Origin of the sequence: Streptomyces caeni, assembly GCF_042678285.1 — a bacterium.
Lineage (GTDB): Bacteria > Actinomycetota > Actinomycetes > Streptomycetales > Streptomycetaceae > Streptomyces > Streptomyces caeni.
This window is the reverse complement of record NZ_JBHUDX010000050.1, coordinates 95110-112809: the sequence shown is the minus strand read 5'-3', so window position 1 is coordinate 112809 and position 17700 is coordinate 95110. Positions and strand designations below refer to the sequence as shown.

Annotated in this window: 20 protein-coding genes and 2 pseudogenes; 20 read left to right on the top strand and 2 right to left on the bottom strand. The window is 69.9% G+C overall.

The genetic code is table 11. From position 1 onward, the window contains the following. The first annotated feature begins 122 nt into the window (after nucleotides 1-122). The 15 genes and pseudogenes from ACFSL4_RS18870 (at nucleotide 123) to ACFSL4_RS18800 (ending at nucleotide 11976) form a co-directional block, all read left to right on the top strand. On the top strand, nucleotides 123-995 hold the full coding sequence (locus ACFSL4_RS18870; protein ID WP_381084110.1) for an adenine nucleotide alpha hydrolase family protein: 873 nt from the start codon (nucleotides 123-125) through the stop codon (nucleotides 993-995). A gap of 49 nt (nucleotides 996-1044) precedes the next feature. Further along, entirely contained in the window at nucleotides 1045-1281 is a 237-nt protein-coding gene (locus tag ACFSL4_RS18865; RefSeq protein ID WP_381084068.1) for a hypothetical protein, read from the top strand. Then, nucleotides 1278-2516 carry a DnaB-like helicase N-terminal domain-containing protein gene (locus ACFSL4_RS18860; RefSeq protein ID WP_381084066.1) on the top strand — a complete coding sequence of 413 codons (1239 nt, stop codon included), beginning with the start codon at nucleotides 1278-1280 and terminating at the stop codon, nucleotides 2514-2516. Before ACFSL4_RS18865 ends, ACFSL4_RS18860 begins: the two co-directional genes overlap by 4 nt. Next, nucleotides 2513-3115: a hypothetical protein gene (locus tag ACFSL4_RS18855; protein WP_381084064.1), complete on the top strand. Its 603-nt coding sequence runs from the start codon at nucleotides 2513-2515 to the stop codon at nucleotides 3113-3115. Before ACFSL4_RS18860 ends, ACFSL4_RS18855 begins: the two co-directional genes overlap by 4 nt. Nucleotide 3116: 1 nt before the next feature. Further along, a pseudogene (locus ACFSL4_RS18850) lies at nucleotides 3117-3692 on the top strand (DNA cytosine methyltransferase); the annotation flags it as partial. Between the two features lie 16 nt (nucleotides 3693-3708). Continuing rightward, nucleotides 3709-4116: a hypothetical protein gene (locus tag ACFSL4_RS18845; RefSeq protein ID WP_381084114.1), complete on the top strand. Its 408-nt coding sequence runs from the start codon at nucleotides 3709-3711 to the stop codon at nucleotides 4114-4116. Nucleotides 4117-4503: 387 nt separating this feature from the next. Next, on the top strand, nucleotides 4504-5145 hold the full coding sequence (locus ACFSL4_RS18840; protein WP_381084063.1) for a DUF4913 domain-containing protein: 642 nt from the start codon (nucleotides 4504-4506) through the stop codon (nucleotides 5143-5145). Nucleotides 5146-5147: 2 nt separating this feature from the next. Beyond that, the gene (locus ACFSL4_RS18835) at nucleotides 5148-5927 is read left to right on the top strand and encodes a glycosyl hydrolase (RefSeq protein WP_381084061.1); all 780 of its coding nucleotides are present in this window, start codon (nucleotides 5148-5150) and stop codon (nucleotides 5925-5927) included. Further along, entirely contained in the window at nucleotides 5924-6409 is a 486-nt protein-coding gene (locus ACFSL4_RS18830; protein ID WP_381084059.1) for a hypothetical protein, read from the top strand. Before ACFSL4_RS18835 ends, ACFSL4_RS18830 begins: the two co-directional genes overlap by 4 nt. Continuing rightward, nucleotides 6406-7059 (top strand): hypothetical protein, encoded by a 654-nt coding sequence (locus ACFSL4_RS18825; protein ID WP_381084057.1) that lies wholly within the window; start codon nucleotides 6406-6408, stop codon nucleotides 7057-7059. Before ACFSL4_RS18830 ends, ACFSL4_RS18825 begins: the two co-directional genes overlap by 4 nt. Before the next feature lie 117 nt (nucleotides 7060-7176). Beyond that, nucleotides 7177-7737 (top strand): hypothetical protein, encoded by a 561-nt coding sequence (locus ACFSL4_RS18820; RefSeq protein ID WP_381084055.1) that lies wholly within the window; start codon nucleotides 7177-7179, stop codon nucleotides 7735-7737. A 31-nt stretch (nucleotides 7738-7768) separates the two neighbouring features. Further along, nucleotides 7769-8542, top strand: coding sequence for a winged helix-turn-helix transcriptional regulator (locus ACFSL4_RS18815; RefSeq protein ID WP_381084053.1), 774 nt, complete (start codon nucleotides 7769-7771; stop codon nucleotides 8540-8542). 109 nt (nucleotides 8543-8651) lie between these two features. Continuing rightward, on the top strand, nucleotides 8652-9500 hold the full coding sequence (locus tag ACFSL4_RS18810) for an SPDY domain-containing protein (protein WP_381084051.1): 849 nt from the start codon (nucleotides 8652-8654) through the stop codon (nucleotides 9498-9500). 33 nt (nucleotides 9501-9533) lie between these two features. Continuing rightward, the gene (locus ACFSL4_RS18805; RefSeq protein WP_381084049.1) at nucleotides 9534-10457 is read left to right on the top strand and encodes an SPDY domain-containing protein; all 924 of its coding nucleotides are present in this window, start codon (nucleotides 9534-9536) and stop codon (nucleotides 10455-10457) included. Between the two features lie 226 nt (nucleotides 10458-10683). Then, complete coding sequence (locus ACFSL4_RS18800; RefSeq protein WP_381084047.1) at nucleotides 10684-11976, top strand: MFS transporter; 1293 nt, start codon at nucleotides 10684-10686, stop codon at nucleotides 11974-11976. 505 nt (nucleotides 11977-12481) lie between these two features. Here ACFSL4_RS18800 and ACFSL4_RS18795 read toward each other — a convergent pair. Then, a complete protein-coding gene (locus ACFSL4_RS18795; RefSeq protein ID WP_381084045.1) occupies nucleotides 12482-13246 on the bottom strand; it encodes a hypothetical protein in 765 nt (254 codons plus the stop codon). A 366-nt stretch (nucleotides 13247-13612) separates the two neighbouring features. Here ACFSL4_RS18795 and ACFSL4_RS18790 point away from each other — a divergent pair, with 366 nt between their 5' ends. The 4 genes from ACFSL4_RS18790 (at nucleotide 13613) to ACFSL4_RS18775 (ending at nucleotide 16373) form a co-directional block, all read left to right on the top strand. Further along, a complete protein-coding gene (locus ACFSL4_RS18790) occupies nucleotides 13613-14371 on the top strand; it encodes an SPDY domain-containing protein (protein ID WP_381084043.1) in 759 nt (252 codons plus the stop codon). 405 nt (nucleotides 14372-14776) lie between these two features. After that, entirely contained in the window at nucleotides 14777-15325 is a 549-nt protein-coding gene (locus tag ACFSL4_RS18785) for a DUF317 domain-containing protein (RefSeq protein WP_381084041.1), read from the top strand. 154 nt (nucleotides 15326-15479) lie between these two features. Then, complete coding sequence (locus ACFSL4_RS18780; protein ID WP_381084039.1) at nucleotides 15480-15800, top strand: hypothetical protein; 321 nt, start codon at nucleotides 15480-15482, stop codon at nucleotides 15798-15800. Between the two features lie 171 nt (nucleotides 15801-15971). After that, entirely contained in the window at nucleotides 15972-16373 is a 402-nt protein-coding gene (locus ACFSL4_RS18775) for a hypothetical protein (protein WP_381084037.1), read from the top strand. A gap of 317 nt (nucleotides 16374-16690) precedes the next feature. Here the strand turns inward: ACFSL4_RS18775 and ACFSL4_RS18770 are convergent. Then, nucleotides 16691-17197 (bottom strand): annotated as a pseudogene (locus ACFSL4_RS18770) (helix-turn-helix domain-containing protein); the annotation flags it as partial. Between the two features lie 205 nt (nucleotides 17198-17402). Between ACFSL4_RS18770 and ACFSL4_RS18765 the strand changes: the two are divergent. Beyond that, nucleotides 17403-17700 (top strand): tetratricopeptide repeat protein (locus tag ACFSL4_RS18765; RefSeq protein ID WP_381084035.1); only part of this gene is annotated, 298 nt, incomplete at its 3' end.

Below are 17700 nucleotides of genomic sequence, written 5' to 3'. Positions count from 1 at the left end.
ACAAGCGCTCAAGGGGCACTGCTTCCGAGCCCAACAGCGCTTCCACGTCAGGTCCTTGCGGCACCACCGGTTCGCCGACGCTACGGGTGCTCTCCCTCGGCGCCGGGGTCCAATCGAGCAGCCTGTTGATCCTGGCTGCCGAGGGCCTCCTGCCGAAGCTCGACTTCGCGGTCTTCGCCGACACCGGCTGGGAGCCGCGCGCCGTCTACGAACATCTCGACAGGATCGAGCGGGAGATCGCGCGCCCTGCCAAGATCCCGATCCTGCGGGTGTCCTCCGGCAACATCGGGGGCGACGCGCTCGACCCGAACCACCGGTTCGCCAGCATGCCCCTGCACATTCTCAACCCGGATGGCGGGGCCGGGATGTCGCGTAGGCAGTGCACGGGTGAGTACAAGGTCAAGCCGATCAAGAAGCAGATCCGAGCGCTGCTCGGCTACCCCTACCCCGCGCGGATACCCAAGGGCATCTTCGTGGAGCAGTGGATCGGCATCAGTGTCGATGAGTTCCATCGGGCAAAGGACGCCGACGTCGCGTACATGCGCAACGTCTTCCCGCTGCTCGATCTCGGTCTGACCAGGGACGATTGCATGCGGCTGCTGCGTACCCGGGGTTTGGGATCAACGCCGAAGTCGAGCTGTCTGGGGTGTCCGTACCACGGCAACGCGCAGTGGCGGGCCCTGCGCGATGGCTCGCCGGAGGAGTGGCGGGACGTGGTGGAGTTCGACGCCGCGATCCGTGCGGGCAATGCCCGCGCGAATGCCGACGGCAAGCGACTGCTCGGCCAGGCGTTCCTGCACCGCTCTCGGGTGCCGCTGGACCAGGCCCCGATCGATCACGTCACCGCCCGCGAATGGGCCCAGTGCCAGGCCGACCTCGACGAAGCGACGGCCGATGTGGAGCTTGCGTTCGAACAGGGTGCGGTGGAGGGCTGCTCGCCCTGGTCCTGCCGCTCCGGCACTCCGGTGGCCGACGACTTCGACGTCGCCGCATAGCGCACCGCGTCCTCCCTTGCTCTTCCGTCCTTTCTTCATCAGGAGTGTCATGCCTCCGCGTACGCCAGCGTTTTCCTCCCCCCGCGCCACCGAGCGCCTGGCCGGCACCCCGGCCGTGCGGCGCGGCGGTCACTGGTGGCTGGTTGCCTCCACCGGTTCCCTTCTCGCCAGCGACCCGGCCTTCACGGACGAACTCGACCGGTTCGCCGCCGATTTGGCCGCAGCCGACCGGGCCGTCGCCGAAGTTCTCACCGCACGCGCTGCCCGTCACGAGGCTCGGCGATGAGGCCGCTGCTTCAGGCCGAGCAGGCAGTCCTCGGCGCCGTGCTGCTCGACCCCGGCCAGCTTGCCCGCCTTTCGGAGTGGCTGCGGCCCGGTCACTTCTACCGCCCGCACCATGCGGCGCTGTACGCCGCTCTACTCCAACTCCATTCCGACGGACATCCCGGTGCCGTCCCACAGCCCACCGCGCCCGCCGCCGAGGGCCGCACGGCGGGTTGGCCCACCACTCCCACGGCAAGCAATGACGAACGGCTGGCGTGGATGGATGCCGCCATCGCCGAGGTGAACAGCACCGGGGTGCGGGGCCTGACCGCGGTCTACCTGCACACGCTGATCGCTGCATGCCCGCGCCCGGCGCATGCCCCGGTCTACGGGCGGATGGTGCTGGAGGGCGCCATCCACCGCACCGTCGCCGAACATGCCACTCGCCTACACCAGATGGCCCGCGCCGACACCGTACGCGGCAGCGCCGAGGACACCTTGCACTACGCCCAGGTCCTCACCGACGTCCTGGGAGATCTCGCCCGGCGCTGGGGCACCGACGCCCGCCCCATGGCACCGGCCTCGCCGTTGCCCCAGCCTGCCGCTGCGAACCCGCCGCCGGTCTCCCAGGAGCAGCTCCCCGACGAGGAGTACCTGCTGGGCGTGCTCACCGCGCACCCCGACGCGCTCGGCGAACTGGTGGGCTGGCTGCGGCCGGAGGATTTCGCCGACCCGGGACACGGCCGTATCTACCGCTGTCTGGGCGCGCTGCATCACCGGGGCGAGCCGGTCGACGAGGTCACCGTCCTGTGGGAGGCCCAGCGGCGCGGCGCCCTCGGAGACGGCGCGCTCACCGCCGAGGACGTCCTGCGCCTGTGCGACTCCCGCGCTGCCGGTGGCAGCGCCGACTATCTCGGTGAGCAGGTCGTGCGGGCCGCCCTGGTCCGTACCGCCGCCGGTGCGGCCCGGCAGGTGCGTGCGCTCGCCGATGACGAGTCCCTCGCCCCCGGCCGTCTCATCGGCTTTGCCTTGCACGCGCTCAGTCCCCTGGAGGACATCCGCCGCCGCTGGAAGACCGCCAGCGGCGTCCCCGACTCGCAATCCGCACCGCAGTCGGTCGGCCGTGTTCCGCCGGCCCGTACGGATGCCGCCCGCGCCCGCAGTCGGCCGCACCCGCCCCCATCACCTGCTTCACCGGCCGGCTCGTCCGCCGCCGTGGCTTCCCCTGCCCATCCACCCCGACGGAGCCCTTCATGACCCCGCCTGTCTTGACCGCCGCCGACTCCCGCACCCTGTACGCCCTGGCGGAGGAGTTCACCGCCGCCCGCCGACGCCTCGACGCCGCCCGGCGGAGCGGCGACGGTCTGCCCGCGCTCACGGCCGCTTCCCATCAGCTCCAGTCCCTCGGCCGCCTCGTCGGCGGTCTCACCGACGAGGTCCTGTTCCGTATCGCCGAGCCCGGCCACCGCACCCCACAGGAACGCCGTGCTGTCGGTGTCCTGGCCCGGGCCGCAGCCCCGGCGGCACGCGCTCTAGAGCAGTTCGCCGAGGCGTACGAGCAGCTGGGCCTGCTCTACGAGTACGCCGATCACCCGGTCAACCCCGACCTGGCCGACATGCGGAACTCGGCAGTCGACGTGATCCACGACCGGCTCGACCAGTCGCGGACCGCGCTCCAGGACGCCTCACATGCCTTGCACCTGGAGACCGACCGCGCCGGCGCCGTCCTGCCCCGTACAGCCGCCGCCCGCAGTCGTACCACGGTCCCCGACTCCAGCGCCGCCACCAACAGCACACCGACACGAGCAGCACCAACTCCTCCCGCTACCGGTCAGGTGTCCCGTCACGGACGTTGATGTGCCCGGCCGCAGCGAGCCGCTGATCGGAAGCTTCTGCTCCGGATACGGCGGCCTGGACCTCGGCGTCCAGGCCGCGCTCGGCGGCACTCTCGCCTGGCACGCCGAAATCAATCCCGACGCGGCCCAGATCCTCTCCCGGCACTGGCCCGGGGTGCCCAACCTCGGCGACATCACAGCCGTCGACTGGGCCCAGGTGCCAAGGGCGTGTGTGCTGACAGCTGGCTTCCCCTGCCAGGACGTGTCCGTCGCCGGCCGCCGCGCCGGACTCGCCGAAGGCACCCGCTCCGGGCTGTGGCACCACATCGCCCATGCCATATCCATCCTCGACCCCTGTCTGGTGGTGATCGAAAACGTTCGCGGACTCCTCTCCTCACCCGCCGGTCCCCCTGGCGACCTGGAACCCTGCCCGTGGTGTCTGGGAGACGCCCCAGGCCAGCCTGTTGTGCGGGCACTCGGTGCCGTACTCGGATCCCTGGCCGACCTCGGGTTCGATGCACGCTGGCGCGTGCTGCGCGCCTCCGACGTCGGCGCACCCCACCGCCGCGAACGGGTATTCCTCACCGCCTGGCCCACGCGGCGATCGCCTGCTGTTGAAGACCCCGACGAGCAATCTCGGCTCCAACGGCGGCTCCCAGCACCCGGCCAAGAGGAAGCAGGGCGGGCACGGCCCGAACCTGGCCGACGAGGTGGAGCATCTGCTCCTGCCGACTCCGAAGGCGTCGGACGGAATCAAGGGCTCGCCGAACCAACGGCACGGCAACGGCGACCTCACTCTCCCCTCGGCAGCAGCCTCCTTGCTGGCGACGCGGAAGGCCACCGGCACCAGCACGCCCGACCGGAATCTCCGGCCTCCGTCGTCAGCGGAGGTGCTGCCGCTGTGGAGCGATCAGGAGACGCAGCGGCTGCCATCCCGTGGGGGCCGTACGCCGTCGCCATCGCCCGCTGGGAGAGCCTCACCCGCCCAGCGCCTCGTCCCACCGACGATCAGGGCCGCCTGAACCCGGCGTTCGTGGAGTGGATGCAAGGACTCCCCGACGGATGGGTGACCGCCACCCCCGGCCTGGGACGCCCCGCCCAGCTCACCGCGCTCGGTAACGGGGTCGTCCCCCAACAAGCAACCCGCGCCTTGGAGTTGCTCACACCGCCGTTCCCGGCCTGCCCGCGCTGCCGCACGCGGTGAACCGCTCTATCACACATTCCCGGCCGCACCAAATCCGACTTCCTGCGGATTCTTGGGCCCTCGGCAGCCACACCACGCCCGAACGGAGCCGCATGCCGCCCCGCAGACCTCCTGCCCTCCCGCGCCGCAGCGCCGGCGGACCTCCGTCGTCCTGTCCCGCCGCCCTCCCCTCCACATCCCATCCACGACCGAAGGGACGCCCTCCATGAGCGACCCCGCAGCCACCAGCGCCGACGAGCCCATACGCGTATCCGACCACGATCTCGACGACCTCGCCGCGACCCTCGAACGGCTGGTCAGGACGACCGAAGCCCAAGGCCGGATGCTGGAGCGGCTCAAGGCCGAGGGCTCCGACACCCACCCCGCCGGCGATGACGCGGAGGACCACGGTCCCCAGCAGGAGGACAACGAGCCCCAGGGCGAACCGGACCCGGTTCGAGAGGCAGCCGGGGACCCGGGGCCCGCTTCGGTATTCATCCTGGCACTGGACAACCAGGCGTACGGCGTCGAACTTCACGCCCTGACGGCCTGGGTCAACCATCTCCTGCTGCCCGTCTACGGGCGGGAGATCACCACCAGCCGCCCCTGGTGCCACCAGTGGCACGAACACCCCGAAGCCGTCGCCCGGCTGCACGCGCTGTGGCTGGCCTGGCAGCAGTTCACCGATGTGGAGGCCGGACTCGCCGGTCCCTCGGTCTGGCACCGCGACCACCTCGACCCCACCTGGTTGCAGCTGCGCGCTCCGGACGGGCCGTTCGCCGCCTGCACCACCAGCCCCAACCGGCCCCATCACCGGCTCCTGCCCACCCCGGCCCCCGAACCGACCGAGCTGGAACTGGCGGCCTGAGCATGCCCGACACCCCCAACTACCGCCTCGACGGGCTCTCCCCCGCCGACGATGCCGCCGCCGAAGCCGAAGGCGACATCGCACGGTGGGACGACCTCTTCGGCACCCTGGCCGAACACCACACCCCCGACGGACAGCACAGCTTCTTCGTCATCCATGACGGCTCGGCCACCTGGGGCATCCCCGGGGCGCCCCAGTTCATCGCCCTGCACATCACCCGCGACCTCACCGCCCGTACCTTCCGGATCGAGCAGGCCGACCAGCCGACCGTGCCGTTCGCCCAGCTGTGGCTGGCGGGCCGCGGCTGCCCGCCGGACGCCCTCCAGTTGCCCGACGACCAGTACCTTGAGCCCGTCGACGCCCTCACCACCCGCGTCGAGCGCCAGATCCGTCACTCCGGCACCCGGTACGAGATCAAAGACCACTACACCCGCGACTCTGTCCCGTACGAGACGTGGGTCATGGTCCGCGACAGCGACCCCAGCGCCGCCGATCTGCCGGTGAGGATCTTCCTGGAAGAGACGGACCTCGACGCCTTCACCTACACCCTGCGTGAAGGCGCCTTCCGCGACGGCACCAGCGCCAACCAGTGGCTGTTTGACCGCGACACCCCGCTGCCCGAGCCGCCCGAGCACCTGATCTCGGCCGACCGGCGCACCCGGGCCGCGCTTGCCCGCTCCACCACCAGCCGGCTGGCAACCACTGCCTCAGTGCACGCGCCTCCCGCAGCTCCCGCGCCGTCGGCCGGTACAACGTCGCACCGTCGAGGAGGCCGCTCGTGAGCCGGGCCAGGTTCGGATTCGCCGCGCACCCCGAAGCCCTCGCCGATCTGCGCGAAGTACCCGACCACATTCGTGATCTGGCGCTGCTGGAACTCCAGCACCTCGTCCACGGCAACGAACGCGGTGCACCTCTGGTCGGCCGCCTCGCCGGTTGCCACAAGGTCTACGTCGACCCGAAGGCCGAATGGCGCCTGGTGATCCAGTTCCGCAACGCCCCTGCGGGCAGCCGCCACGACCGGGAGATCTACCTCATCGCGGCCGGGGAGCGCGAGGCCGGAGCAGTCTACCGGGCCGCTACCCAGCGCCTGAACCGAGACGCCGAGACCACGCCCGAAGCCGCTCCGCTCCGCCGCCAGGCCGAGGCCGCCCGCGCTCGCTCCCCGCATCTCCGCAGCGTGCCCGCCACCTCGGCGTCCCCGAGCGACGCTCCCCGCCCGCGCACCACCGCGGAATCCCCCGTCGTACGAAAGGCCCACGCATGACCGCCACCCGCGATGCCCTGGCCGATCTGCTCACCAAGGCCGCGCAGCAGGTGGGCTCCGTACTCACCGCGCAAGGCCCCGCCGTCGGCACGTCCGCCCGCCCCTACCTGGCTCCGTTCCTCGGCCCGCTGGCCGCAGCCACTCCCGTCCTGCACTCCCTGTCCGAGCAACTCGACGCCTACTTCAGCGACCCGCTGCCCAAGACTCCGGCCGGGCTGTTCACCCTCGCCTGCCTGGCCGCCGCCAACGGCCAACTCAACGAGGCGACGGCGGAGTTCATCACCGCCATCGAGTCGGTGTGCGACCGCGCCGGAATCAGCCCCGATTCCAGCGCGCAGCCCACCGCAACCACGGACACGGACGACGCCGTCGGCACGGCGATCGCATTCACCACGACCGAGTGGGACGCCATACAGAAGGCGGCCCGCATCGGCAGCCTGGACGCCGGCGAGTTCGTCGCTGTGTCCGCGTCGGCGGTTGCGGCCTCGCTGCTCTTCACCGATCTGTGCCGCGAGATCTTCGAAGGGCTGCTGACCGATGCCGAGTACGTCCGTACCGGCCCCGACACCGACGCCGCGCTCGGTACCGATGCCGAAAGCCTGCCCACGATCGTCCAGCGTCTGCTCGATGCCCCGGGTGCTGCCGTTTGACCAGCCACCCCACCACTTTCGCCGACCCGGACCCGGCAGCCCAGCCCGCCGCCACACCCGCGTATCACCGCTCCCGCTGATCTCCCGATCCCTGTCCCGACCGAAAGGACCCGTTCAATGACAGACCCAACCACCCTGGACTCTTCGAGCCGCCTCATCGAGCGGCAGTACGGACGGCCGATCCAGCATCTGACGTACGACACCATCCCCCGGCCCGGCCGGGACCACGACCCCGTGCTCTCCACCGCCCTGAACCTCTACGGCGGGTTGCGGGAGACGGCAGCCCGGCTCACCGAGGCCCGGCAGAGGGTGCGTCAGCTCCTCGACGAAGGCCACGACAGCACCATCGACGGCACCACCCGCCTACTCAACCTCGCCCAGGACATCCACGCCCTCACCACCCGGCACATCACCGAGGCCCGGGCCCTCGGTGACCTCCTCGGCGCCCACCAGCCTCCGCCGCCGCTGCCCTGCGCAGCGTCCACCGGCATCTGTGCGGACCACGACCTCGACGAACTACTGCCGCTCGCCCGACGGATCGCCGCGGGCTCGCCGCACCTGACGCGCGCCACGCTCGGCCCCGCTCTGCGCGCCCACGGCATCCGCGTCAGCAACCAGCGCCTCGGCGCACTCCTGAACCGCCTGCGCACCGAGACCTTCCTCGGCGCCGCTGCCTAGTCCCGCCCCGCCCTGATCACGGAGTCATGACATGACGTTCTGGCCGACCGACGCCGACCCTGGCCACCTGGAGCAGGCCCTCGCCCGTCTCTCCCCGCGCTGGACCACCTGGACGCTGCTCACTCTCCAGCGCCACGATCACCTGCGCATATCCGAACTGGGACACGCTCTCCCGTGGATCTCGGGCACGAGCCTCAGTCAGCAGATGCCCCGCCTGCAGCATCACGGCCTCGTCGACCGGACCGGGCGCGGCCAGTACCAGCTCACCGACGCCGCCCGGCAGTTGGGACCGGTCTACGAAGCCCTCACCTCTTGGGCACGCGCCCACTTCCCCACGGACCGGCCGACCGCCGAGGCCGAGCGAATCGAGACCGCGCTCGCCCGGCTCCGCCCACGGGACACCACCACCGTGCTCCACTTCCTGGCCCAGCGCCCGCGGGCATCGTTCACCGAGCTGCAGCAGCCCATCGGGCGCCCCGGGTCGGCCTACGCCCGCCTGCAGCGGATGCAAGCCGACGCGCTCCTGGCCCGCACGGGCCACGGCCGGTACGAGCTGACCGAGACCGGTGCCGCCGTCGGCCCCGTCTACGAGGCACTGAACACCTGGTCTCCCGGCCCCACCACCGCCCCGGCGCCAGCGCACATCACCGCCCCGGTCGTGCAGGAGACGGTCAGCGCCCGCGCCACAGCGGCACTTCGTCGTACGACAACGGCCGTCCAGGGGCTGTTCTCCCACGCTCCCGCATCCGAATCGGCCATACCCGCTGCATGGACCGCCGCTTCCCGTCCCCTGCACACCCGGTGAACCGCTCCATGCCGCCGCACAGAGTCCCGTCGGCACCGCCCACCCACAGCCATCGCGCCCCTGCACTGGCAGCGGCGCCTCCTCGCCCACCTCCGAAAGGCGCTCGCCCATGTCCTCAGCGCCCCAGCATCCACTCGCCCAGGACGACAACCTCCTCGTCGGACCTGTCTACCTCGCCGGCCCCGGCAACCCGGCCCTGATCATCGAACCCCTACGCGCCGCACCCGGGTGGGCCGAAAGCCAGACCCCTACCGGCCGGGTGTTCTCCAGCCCCTGCCTACGCGCCCAGATCGCCGAACTGCCCTCGTCCCGCTACGGCGGCTGGAAGATCTCCTGGTCTCGCGAGCCCCTCGCCATCCCGGCCTGGATCGCAACCTTCACCCGCAACACCCCTGCCGAGATCGTCTCCGCCTTCACCACCCCCCTCATGCACGGACTGGGCAACGACCACAAGGACTTCCTCCCCGGCGGCCCCCACTACACCCCCATCGCCCCCGGCGATGTCCTCATCGCCCGCGGCTGGAAGGACGAGGCCAACGCCCTCTTCCAGTACCAGCACTCCCCCGACCGACACGCCTACCTCAGCCTGCGCCAGTACGACGCCGACTTCCACGATGAGTTGGAAGGCGACGTCTCCGCCGAACGAACCATGTACGCGGGCGTCGAGGCCGCCAACGGGCCCCGCTGGCACGCGGACTTCACCTCCGCCACCCCGCTGCACTTGATCACCGCCGCAGCCGACGCCTTCTCCAGCCGGGCACCGGTCCGCCGCAACCGGCGCGACCTGCCCGAGCGCAACCTCCCGTACCTCACCACCCGGCCCGCCACGTCCCCGCGCGTCACTGCCGCACGTGCCCGCACGACTGCTGGGCCCCTGGTCACAGGCGCATCGGCGGCACCAGCCGCAGCGCCAGTGACACATCCGGGTGTCGCCAATCCCCGGCGATCTCGCCGCTGACCTCACCAGCCCTCACACCTCACGGAGCCGCCCATGCCGACCCCCGAGGACGACGACTACTGGCGGACGTACCACGTCACGCCCCGGTACCTCGCCGGATCGCTCGGCGCCGACGACGACCCCAGCCTGCAGCCGTTCGTCGACCTGGACTGGCCGCACCACCACATCGACGACGACCTGGGCAAGGACGTCTTCGTCTCCCCTGACGGGCGGCTGCGGATCGGCTTCTTCGGCGACGACTACATCCTGTGGCACATCGCCGCCTACGAAGACCCGTTCGGCCCTCGCCGCTGGGCCGCCACCTTCAACCAGAACACGCCGCCGGAGATCGTCACCGCCTTCACCACCGCCGTGGCTCGCGACTACCAGCAAGGCAACGACCGCTTCCTCGCGCCCCTTGCGATGCGCTGGGACGAGCAGACCAGGCCCCTGACCGAGGCGGGCTGGACCCGCGACTGGGGCGCCGAGATCGGCACCGTGGAGATCATCGCCCCGGACAAGCAGGCCGGCATCCTCCTCGACCTCCGCTGCCAGGACCCCGAGGACGAGCAATGCCTGCTGTGGTCCGGCCCCCCGGGCTGGGGAACCCGCGCGGAGGCCACCTTCACCACCCGCACCCCCGCCCACCTCGTCACTGCCACCGCCGCGGCCATGGCCGACCCCGCGCCCGTCATCCGCTACGAGCCCAGCATCCCGCGCGGGCTCCGCGACCTGGTCCAGCTCACCCCGGTCGAACCGCCGCCGCCAGCGAAGCCCACCCCGCTCGATGTCCGCCGCACCGCCGTCACCCAGGCCGTCGAACGCGCCTTCCGCAGCGCCTCGACCAGCCCCCCCGCCGTGGCTGCCCGCGCCCGCACCACTCTGCCGAGCCCAGCACATTCGGCCGACTCTCCAGCGCCGCAAGCCCCGCAGCCCGCCGTCCACCCCAACTCAGCTCGGCCTGAACTGCGTCGGTAGCCGACCTTCCCTGCCGCCACACGCTCCAAATCGCCCAGCTACGTGGGGACCCCGCCACCACTTCGAAAGCGGCCATCGCATCACGTACGTCTGCCATCACGCCGCAGTTGGCCCCCGTCCACCTCCCGTCGGCCGAGACCAGCCGAACCGCTCCACACGCGAGCCGCTGACGCCGTTCGTCCTCGCTCTTCCCCCCATCACCCTCGCCTCGCCCTGGAGTCCTTCCATGCCCCGCCCCACCACCACGTCCGCACTGCCCTCGGGCTGGCTGACCCGCTGCTACCTGCTCCGGGCCGCCGACGGCGTGGCCGGCACCACCGTCATGTACGCCGTGCCCCTGATCATCCTCACCACCACCGGCTCGGCAGCCCTGACGGGTCTGGCGTTCCTGCTGGAATGGCTGCCCCGGCTGCTGACCATGGTCGGCGCCGGACCGCTCGTCGACCGGCACCGCCCGGAGCGGGTATTCGCCTACGTCTCCGTGCTGCGCACCCTGGCGGCCGTGACCACCGGCATCGCCCTCCTCCTGGGGGACGGCAGCGCGGCAAGCGCGGTCGTGATGGGGTTCGGCGTGCTGTCCGGCATGCTGACCGAGGTCTCGTTCCTGACCGTGGAGTCGCTCGGCGCGCAAGCCAGCCGGCACGCCGCCGACCGGGCACACCTGGTTCAGACGGTGCTGGTCGGCATCGACCAGTCCGCTCTGCTGGCCGGGCCTCTCCTCGGCGGAGTGCTGCTGCTCGCCGGACCCACGGTCCTGCTCACCGTGCTCGCCGCGCTGTCCCTCGTCGCCGCCGTCAGCGCCCGTGGCCTGCCGCCCACCCTGCGGGCGGTGGACAGCCGGCCGAAGCGGTCGTCCACGCCCTGGGCCGGACTGGCTACTGGCTGCCGAGTGATCGCGGCCCGGCCCGCCCTGGCCTGGCTGGTGGCGTCGATGACCACTTGCGGTCTGATCTCCGGTGTCCTCCAGGTCAGCGCTCCGATCACGCTGACCAACGACTTCGAGGTCTCCACCGTGACTGCGGGCACCGTGTGGAGCGTCGCCACCGTCCCGTCGCTACTCGCGATCGCTGCGGCCCGCGAAGCCATCGACCGGTACGGCCTGTGGGCCACCGGCCTTGCCGGGGCAGCTGCGCTGTCGGTCGCGGCGCTCACCGCCGCCCTGGCCCCTTCCGCGCTGCTCTACGGCGTCGCGCTGGCAGTACTGCTGTGTGGCGAGGGGGTGCTGAGCGTGGTGTTGCGCACCGCCCGCGCCCGACTCATCCCGCCCGCTGTGTTCGCCTCCACCCTGGCCGTCACCCTGCTGGCGATCCTCGCCCCGTACCCGCTCGCCGGAGCCATCGTCGCAGTCCTGCCGCCCCAACGGATCCCGGCGTTGGTGCTGACCTGCGTACTGCTGCAGATCGCGGTCACCGCACTCGGATTCCGCGGACTGTGGCACCACCGCGCCGCCTACACCGACTCCAACCACTCTCCGAGCTGCGCCCCGCGCCCGGAGTCACCGCTCCGCGACGCAGCCTGAGCCACCCCTCACCTCACCGAGCACAACGGCCGTGACGGATCATGAAGCCCATTTGCGGCTCAGAGCGAGTCGGCCGACCCGGTGTGCTTGACGCTGCTCGTTGATCCACTGCTCGATCCGGTCCACGGATTCCGCGACCGGTCGATGCGTGGTGTCGAGCAGCTGCGTGCTCCATCGGGGATCATCGGCATTCCACCCGGTCCAGCGGTGCCAGACCATCTCGGGCCAGCCGTCATGGACGATGACGTGGGGCCGGTGACGGGGGTCGAGGGCGTGCTTGCGATGCCACGCGGCCCAGCCGAGGAAGGCATCAACCGCCCGGGTGTCCCCAATCCGCCTTGACCGTACAGCCTGCGGGGCAAGCCCGACCCAGGCCGCAGCCTGATACGTCGCCTCTCTCGACACGCCTTGCCCAGTCTTGTGCCCTCCCGACACGGTGGGCGCCGCACACGGCCACCATCGCCCGGTCAGGTTCACCGTCCCGCGGCGCATGTGACTATGCGCTTCAGTTGGCCGGTCTGACGCTCATTGCCGACCTGGCCAGCTCACGGAACTGCGGGAAACGCTCGGCCTTTGGATCCAGCACGTCGATCAAGGCAATGAGTTTCTGCTGGAGTTCGGCAAGTCGGGACACAGCCGGTGCAGTGTCCTCTGCAAGCCGGTCAACGTCCGCAAGCAGCGGGGCGAACCAGCGACGGAAGATCTCGTCGCCATCGAGCTTCTCGCAGAACTCGGCGTAACCCAGGCACCTGCGTCGGCCTGGTTCTCCCTGCGGATGCACCATCAACTCTCCGATGGCCCGTTGCTCGGCGCGCCAGAGGCGCAGCACATTGCTGTGAGCCGAAGTGCGGTTCAAAGCTGTGCCGATGGACGAGATCATCGTCACGGCACGCTGGTTGGCCCGTGACTGACCGAGGTCGAGGAACTGGATGTCCCGCCGCAGGATCTCCACCCATCCCAAATACTCGGCGAGCACGAACACCGTGCTGCGGCGCACGTACTCCCGCTCTTCCAGCGTGCCGTGCAGGTGAAAGGCGGTCATGAAACCGCGGGAAGGCCCCGGTGAGAGATCGACATCATGGCCGTACAGAATGTTGTACAACCTGGCCTGCAGGTCGTACGCGGACCAGGCCAGCGAGGCCCCGTAGGAGTCCATCAGGTTCCGCTGCTCCAGCAGGCGCAGGCGCCGCTGCGTCCAGTAGCCGAGCACCGCTGTCGTCGCTGCGCCAGCTAACGCCACGAGCGCGGACGCAAACGTTAGCGCATCCACCGTCCTGCCCCCTGAACTCCCCGGCCCAATCACCTGTCTCCGCAGCCAACGCGAACGGTGACGAACACTGAGCGTATCCCGATCCGGATTCACGCCTCCCGGGACTGGCCTGTGCCCTGCCGGTCTTTCCAGCCGCCGACGTATCTCTCCGGAATACTCAACTGGCCACTCGAACGCTAACCGGCCAACTGAAGCGCTCAGTCACAGCGCACCGGATCCGCCGCGACGGCGTTTCGCCGTACGGGCCGACATCCAGTTCGCCCACGGCAGACGCAAATCATGCGCAACCCGCTTGAGACCACGGCGCGGTCCAAGGGAACGTACGACGGCTCGGAAAGGTCCCAGGTCAACGAAGGGATTCACGTCATGCTCAACACACCGACCGCGCCCGCACCCACCCTCCTCGACCACGCCGAACGGCCGCTGTACCGCATCGCCCCGCGCTACCTCGCCGGCCCCGGCGAGGACGGCGCGGGCACCGTCATCCAGACCCTGACCGACGCCGGTTGGACCGCTGCGACGTGGATGGACAACACGCGCGTATTCGATCCCAGCCAGCGCTTGGCCCTCGAATTCCTCCCCGAGGCCCAGACCGTGCCGCGCCTCGAAGGCCAGCGCGTGCTGTGGCGGCTGTGGGCCCGCCGCGACGCCCTCAGCCCTCTGGCCTGGACCGCACTGTTCACCGACGAAACACCCGAAGAGATCCTCCTGCCGGTGATCAGCGCACTGGCCACCGCCCCGGACACGGCCCTGGAACAGGCGCTGCGATACCCCACCCGAACCGAGGCCGATGACGCGACGGTCGTCGCCCCACTCGCTGCTGCCGGATGGTCTCCTGATCCGACCGAGCAGTCGTCCCGCACGTATCACGCGCCGCGACTTCAGGCCCGCTTCACCCACCAAGTGCCTGGCTGCGACGGTCACTCGGACCACGCGCCCGCCCGCTGGCTGGCCACCGCCCGTCTCGACTACAACGCCCCGGCGCAGTGGGCGGCCTCCTTCGACGACACCACGCCGACCAGCATCCTCGCCGCCTTCACCACCGCGCTCGCTGACCCGAACCCGGTCGACCGCTACCAGCTGCCCCGAGGCACCGAGGCGTATCTCACTCTCACCCCCGCCTGATCCACGCCACGTCATCCGGTCGGCCCGGACGTCTCTGGGCCGACCGCTCCCTCCCTATGCCCTCTCCACAACGGCTTGTCTTGGCCCGCCACCGCGCCCCCTGATAGCCCATCACAAGGACGGGTCGCACTCCCAGCCGTCTCACAAGCACTCGTCCGGCGAGCCCTTCTGCCCCAACTGCCCCGGCGCCGCGACCACTTCGAGTCCATCTGCAGTGCGGCACCTGGAAGCTCCCCGGGGGCGTCAAGACCTACGTCAACAACGAGCGCAAGCGACACCTCGCCATCCACCACGCCGCCGAGCCGCCAAGGCCGGGCGTGCTGCGCTGGCTCCTGCGCCTCGACGCCAGCTGAGCCTCACGCCGTTCTCTCCCGCCCCTGCCCCTTTCCCGTAGGAGGTCTTCCCGTGTCCCGGTTGCTGACCGTCGGCCAGCTCATTCACCAGCTCCAGACTCTCGACCCCGACCGCCCAGCACTCCTCGCAATCAACCCCGACTGGCCATTCGCCCATGTCATCGGCCGAATCGTCGAAGGCGAGGGCGACAGTGGCCCGGCCGTGTACATCGCCGAGGACGGACAGCACGGCTACCTCCCGCGATCCGTCGGCGACGCCTTGGGGTGGCACGAGGAGAACTGGGACCCCGGCCTCCATCCCGCCACCGATGGCGACGACCAGGAGCCGTGGTACCTCGACGGGCAGGACGCCGCATACGTCGTGACCGAGTTCTTCCACTACCGCCCGGGCTGGACCGCGTACGACACCGATGTCGAGGGTGTGTACACCGCGCCCGGCAGCCATCTGACGGTCCGCTGCGCGGACAGCGGCTGGTCCTTCGAAGCCCGCCGCACCCCCGGCGGCAAGAAGGTCTGGCACGCCGACTTCGACGCCGCCGTCCCGCCCACCGCCATCAAGGCGTTCGCCACGGCGCTCCTCGGCCCGGAGCCCACTCTCTGATCTCTCGCCCGTCGTGGTGCTGCCCCGTGCGGACTGCTCAGCCCGCACGGGGCAGCACTCCGCCCGTGATCGATCTGCTGCTGGAGGAATCATTCCCCCGTCCACCTCCGCGTGCCCGTCCCTTGTCGCCCTCCGGACTCTGACCACTCGCCCGATGCCCGACGGCATACGCGGAGCGCTCGTCCACCACGTGTCCGACAACCCCGACCACGCCCTCACGATCAGCTGGCTGGAGGCCGATCGCCCCAACCTCGTACCGCCCGGCCGGATCCTGTTGAGCTGGACCCCCACGCACGACAGCGGCACGAACGTCACGGCCTACCTCGGCCTGCCGACATCCGAGGTACTGCTCGCGACCTGGCCTGGCCTGACCGGCGAATGGAGCCACATCGTCCACCCCACCGTCATCGAGGTAACGGGCCTGCACTCCGCCCTCACCCTCTCCACCTTGGTCCTGAAGTTGCTCGCCGACTGACGCCTCCGGCTCCTGCCTACCTCTCGAAGGCCGCCACCCTTTGCCGTGGCGGCTTTCGGCGTAAACGTCCGACGACCCACGCGCCGGTTCGGATTCAACAACGTTGCGCATCAAGGCTGTTCGATACAGTGATGAGCACTTACGCACTCGATCAGCCTCCAGGAGGATTGTGTGGATCCGTCGCTCGTCGATGCGATGATGCCGAGCCTGACGGCGGCCGTGGCCGCCTACGGAGCGAACGTCTTGGTGCGGGCCGAAGACGCCGCAGCCGTGGAGACCGTGCGCCTGGGACAACGGCTGCTCGCACGATTGCGAAGGAACGAGGACCTGCGTCCCCGCATCGATGTTGCCGTTCAGGATCTAGCGAGCGCCCTCGACGACGAGGACTTCCGCGGCGCACTGCGCGCCCAGATCAAGAAGGTCCTCGAGGAAGACGCCGACTTGGCATCCGACCTCAAAACCCTCCTGGCCGGATCGCGGGTGATGGCTCAGGCCACGGGGGCGCGTTCCGTCGCCGTCACGCGCAACGACGGAATCATCTCCACGGGCGACAACGCGACCATCCAGAGGTAGGTGTGGACCAGCGCTTCGAACGGTCCGTGTTCGTCGGGAACAACACCGGGGTCGTCTCCATCGGCGACAATGCCTCGATCACTCAGATCACCCTTGCGGCGGGCGCGCCGAAGCCGGCCGAGGCGGTGCCTGCTCCCCCCGATGCGTTCGGGTTGCACAGCGGCGAAAGCCCGGTGTTCAGGGGACGAGTCAGCGAGCAAGAGCACTTGAAGGCGATCCTCGACGGACCACCAGGTTCGGTTGCTGTGATCACCGGATACGGCGGCGTGGGGAAATCGTCACTGGCCGCTCAGACAGCATCCCAGTACCGGGGGGTGCCCGTCGATCAGGTCCCCGGCCTGCCGGGAGGGCAGCATCCGGGCGGCGATGATCCGCGAGTAGCCCGACACCAGCACCAGCACCGGCGGCGACCCGGCCTGCCCATGGCCCAGCGGCACCGAGACCGGCGGGAACCACAGGTCGCACTGGGCCAGCTCACCGGGCTGATACACCGTCCGCGAGACCGGGTCGACGGGCAGATACGCCGGCCGCAGTTCCCGCACCCGCTCCTTGAGGACCGTCATCCCTTTCTCCCAGCCGATCCGCTCGGCGATCACCGTGGCCGGCATCGTCGGCGTCTGCTGGAGCAGCTCGCGGATCGCCGGCTCGACCGCGTCCACCGCCGAGCCCTTCGGCGTCCGCTCGTACTTCGGCGGCCGGTCACTGGCCAGTGCCCGCTTGACCGTGTTCTTCGAGATGCCCAGATGCCGCGCGATCGCCCTGATCGGCATGTGCTCGGCACGGTGCAGGCGGCGGATCTCTGCCCAGTCCTCCACAGGAATCACCCTCTCTCCTCCTGACCTTCATCAAGATCAGGAGGGATGTACCACCACAGAGGGTCAGATTTGATCCGCCGTCAGAGGGTCAGGATTCACCCGTCGCCGACACGGAACATTCGACTCCTCGTGTACCGCTACAGACCTTCTGCGTGAGGCGTTGCGCGCTGAAGACCCCGAGCAAGGTTTCAAGACACGTTGGCGTCGTAGCCTCATGCCGCATCTCGACTCGTTGATCACAAAGATTGAAGCGGACGACGAAACGCTTGGAGCAGCCGAGCTCTACATGAGCGCCGGCAGCTTTCTAGTGGGTCAGGGTCAACTGATTCAAGCAAGGCATTACGCAGAGAGGGCGCATCGGACGATGGCCAGAATCGGAGGAGGCCCTATCGGCTCGCCAGATATACAGAACCTACTTGGGCAGATACAAATTGCCGCAGGAGAAGCATCTGCAGCTAGCGAGCACTTCAAACGAGCTCTGGATGAAGCGACTCCGAACTTTGGTGAGGACA

Bases quoted from the DNA above. Each gene is read 5' to 3' on its own strand.
- ACFSL4_RS18865 (WP_381084068.1), top strand. From the start codon at position 1,045: ATGCCTCCGCGTACGCCAGCGTTTTCCTCCCCCCGCGCCACCGAGCGC.
- ACFSL4_RS18860 (WP_381084066.1), top strand. From the start codon at position 1,278: ATGAGGCCGCTGCTTCAGGCCGAGCAGGCAGTCCTCGGCGCCGTGCTG.
- ACFSL4_RS18855 (WP_381084064.1), top strand. From the start codon at position 2,513: ATGACCCCGCCTGTCTTGACCGCCGCCGACTCCCGCACCCTGTACGCC.
- ACFSL4_RS18840 (WP_381084063.1), top strand. From the start codon at position 4,504: ATGAGCGACCCCGCAGCCACCAGCGCCGACGAGCCCATACGCGTATCC.
- ACFSL4_RS18835 (WP_381084061.1), top strand. From the start codon at position 5,148: ATGCCCGACACCCCCAACTACCGCCTCGACGGGCTCTCCCCCGCCGAC.
- ACFSL4_RS18825 (WP_381084057.1), top strand. From the start codon at position 6,406: ATGACCGCCACCCGCGATGCCCTGGCCGATCTGCTCACCAAGGCCGCG.
- ACFSL4_RS18820 (WP_381084055.1), top strand. From the start codon at position 7,177: ATGACAGACCCAACCACCCTGGACTCTTCGAGCCGCCTCATCGAGCGG.
- ACFSL4_RS18815 (WP_381084053.1), top strand. From the start codon at position 7,769: ATGACGTTCTGGCCGACCGACGCCGACCCTGGCCACCTGGAGCAGGCC.
- ACFSL4_RS18810 (WP_381084051.1), top strand. From the start codon at position 8,652: ATGTCCTCAGCGCCCCAGCATCCACTCGCCCAGGACGACAACCTCCTC.
- ACFSL4_RS18805 (WP_381084049.1), top strand. From the start codon at position 9,534: ATGCCGACCCCCGAGGACGACGACTACTGGCGGACGTACCACGTCACG.
- ACFSL4_RS18800 (WP_381084047.1), top strand. From the start codon at position 10,684: ATGCCCCGCCCCACCACCACGTCCGCACTGCCCTCGGGCTGGCTGACC.
- ACFSL4_RS18790 (WP_381084043.1), top strand. From the start codon at position 13,613: ATGCTCAACACACCGACCGCGCCCGCACCCACCCTCCTCGACCACGCC.
- ACFSL4_RS18780 (WP_381084039.1), top strand. From the start codon at position 15,480: ATGCCCGACGGCATACGCGGAGCGCTCGTCCACCACGTGTCCGACAAC.